General features: G+C 40.7%; 1 protein-coding gene and 4 pseudogenes. All 5 read left to right on the top strand.

Going from position 1 to position 2740, the window contains the following annotated elements; genetic code table 11:
- Positions 1-374, top strand: a pseudogene (locus FD09_RS16825) (replication initiation protein); the annotation flags it as partial.
- Between the two features lies 1 nt (position 375).
- Positions 376-784: pseudogene (locus FD09_RS16820) on the top strand (replication initiation protein); the annotation flags it as partial.
- Positions 777-1322 (top strand): DUF536 domain-containing protein, encoded by a 546-nt coding sequence (locus FD09_RS15345; protein ID WP_057822555.1) that lies wholly within the window; start codon positions 777-779, stop codon positions 1320-1322. The pseudogene FD09_RS16820 and the gene FD09_RS15345, both read left to right, overlap by 8 nt.
- Positions 1323-1437: 115 nt before the next feature.
- Positions 1438-1859: pseudogene (locus tag FD09_RS15340) on the top strand (transposase); the annotation flags it as partial.
- A pseudogene (locus FD09_RS15335) lies at positions 1841-2731 on the top strand (IS30 family transposase); the annotation flags it as partial. The pseudogenes FD09_RS15340 and FD09_RS15335, both read left to right, overlap by 19 nt.
- Between the last annotated feature and the right edge of the window lie 9 nt (positions 2732-2740).

The raw sequence follows: 2740 nt of genomic DNA, 5'->3' as shown, positions 1-2740 counted from the left end.
CTAGAATGCGTGACAAGGGTGACGAAACTGTAAGGTTTTCATTTGATCAATTAAAAGAATTAAGTGCATATAAACCTACAGCAAATATACGATTTATTGACGATATTGAAAGTACTTATCAAAAAATTTTAGGCTTACGCTTTGGAAGACGTAGTAAAGATGGGCTGCATCGTGAATTTTTTGTTATGTTTACCGAATTTGAGATAAACGGCCATGCTGATGATCCTTATGTTGATATTAAAATTTACCCCAAAGCTATAAAATTATTAAATGAGCTGGAAAGTTGGGTTCGTTATGCTTTATCAGAATTCAGAGATTTAAAAAGTAGCTACGCAAAAACCATGTTTCGGTTACTAAAACAATTTAGAACTACTNTTACTGGAATAGTCCCTCTAACGTCGATAAATTTGTTATAAAACCCATTAAAGAAGAATTAACTCCTTTGTTTAGAGGATTAACGGTTAGAAAAAAATATGGTAAAGGCCGCGGGAAACCAGTGATTGGGTATTCTTTTACTTGGAAGCCTGAAAAGAAAGACGCTAACGACTTCTCACAAGGTCAATTTCAAGATGAACGTCAAAAACTCTTTAACATTCAGCATAATGGTGAATTAACAGAACAGGAAAAATGGCGCGCCATTGACAAGGTTAAGGGGCTAACTTTAGGCTCTACTGAAAAACAGGTACTGGCTGAAAAACAAGCTGAACATGATCAAAAAATCAGAGATCAAGCAAGACAAGAAGCACTTGCTGAACTCCGAAAGGGGTTTGGAAAACATGCCTAAAACTATTAGAGAACTTGCTGATGAATTGAAGGTCTCTAAACAAACTATTCAATATCACTACCAAAGACTACCAACAAAGAACCAACAAAAAGATAGTCAAGGTAAAAACATGATTAGCCTTACAGCTGAAAGGATTATTAGGGACAAGGTAGCAAAGCCTTTGGTAGCAAAAGATCAACAAATAGGTAGCAAAAAAGCGACAAAGACTAGCAAAAAAAATAATGATCTAATTGCTACTCTAAGAAAAGAGGTAGCAGATTTAAAGTCTCAACGTGACAAACAGCTTGCGACCAAAGACCAGCAAATAAGTAGCAAAGACAGACAAATAGATCATTTAACAAAACTAATAGACCAACAACAACAATTACAATTAGCAACAGTAGCAGAAGATCGCCATTTGAAAGAACGCCTACGAAAATTAGATGGCCCAGTTGAAGATTTTGAAAGTATAGAAAAAAGCCAAGTTGCAAAAACTGATGGTGCAAAAAAACAGGCAGCTAAAAATATAACTAATAAAAAATGGTGGCATTTTTGGTAATCGAATAATTATCGTAAATATGTACTAGAAAAGAGCATACAAATTATGGAGGGTCTGTACTAGAATTTCGGACAGAAACATAAGAGAATTGATTTATCCGAAAGGAGTCCTCAAAATGACCTATTCACACAATCGCTACGACCAAGATTTTAAGAAAAATGCGGTACGTTTGAGTTTTAACTCTTCCAAACCAGTTAAAATCATTGCCTCCGAACTTGGTGTTCCTGAAAGTGCCCTGTATCGTTGGCGGAAGCTATATACCGAAGATGGAAAGCAAACGCCGTTTGCTTCTTTAGAAGCTGAGAACCGTGCCTTAAAACGTGAAAATGCCGAATTAGCATTGGAGCGTGATATGTTAAAAAAAGCCGCCGCCTACTTTGCCAGTCTCCAGAAGGAACCCCGGTCTTTCCTCGTGAACCACTATTGACAATCACTGGACCACTTGAGCAAGCGCAATTACTTGAAACGCTCGTCTTAAATATCGTCAATCACCAATCACTGATTGCCACTAAAGCTCGTCGACTGAGTTATGCCGCGGCGAGATCGACCAAGTAAAAAAAGTGAATGGTCAACGCCAATATTACGCTGTATACTCACCAGAAACAGCACAAGCTAAGTACGAAGCTAATCGAGCCCACTGTCATCGACCTTTGAAACTCGTCGGTGTCGCTGATTTTATCGACTATTTTACGACTCATTTGCGTCAAGATGGTTGGTCGCCTGATGCAGCAGTAGGACGGGCCAAACTTGAAGGCTTATATCAACCTGAGGAGATGGTCTCGACCAAGACGCTATACCACTATATTGATGCCCAGTTACTTGAAGTCCGTAATCTTGATCTACTCGAAAAAACGCGCCACCGTGCTAAATATCATCACTCGATCAAGCACAAGCGTCTGGCCGGACGGAGTATTGATGAACGGCCTAAAAGTATCGACCAGCGCCAAGAGTTCGGCCATTTCGAATTGGACACCGTGGTGGGCAAGCGCAACGGTCAAGAGAGTGTGATCTTAACGCTGATCGAGCGTCAATCCCGCTGCCAAATTCTACGTTTGATCGATGGTCGTGATGCCGATTCAGTCAACTATGAGCTGGCCAAGATCTGTCAAGAATACGGATCAATCATGAAGTCAGTTACTGCCGATAATGGCGCTGAGTTCTCGGAAGTTGGCGCTGTACTTACCGGTGTCGCTGACCTTTATTATGCCCATCCATATCGTTCCTCTGAGCGTGGGACTAACGAAGCGCATAATCGAATGATCCGCCGCGATGTACCCAAGGGTCTATCCATGGATATTTTGGGTCCTCATGATATCCAAGCAGTTGAGTCAAAGCTAAACAATTTACCGCGCCGGCAAACTGGCTATCAAACACCCAAAGCGCTTTTCTCCGCTGCTTCCGCCGGTTAAGTTAAGTCC

The sequence above is a fragment of the Schleiferilactobacillus perolens DSM 12744 genome (assembly GCF_001435585.1).
GTDB lineage: Bacteria > Bacillota > Bacilli > Lactobacillales > Lactobacillaceae > Schleiferilactobacillus > Schleiferilactobacillus perolens.
Note: the sequence above shows the minus strand (reverse complement) of the source record. Positions and strands in the feature narration are given on the sequence as shown.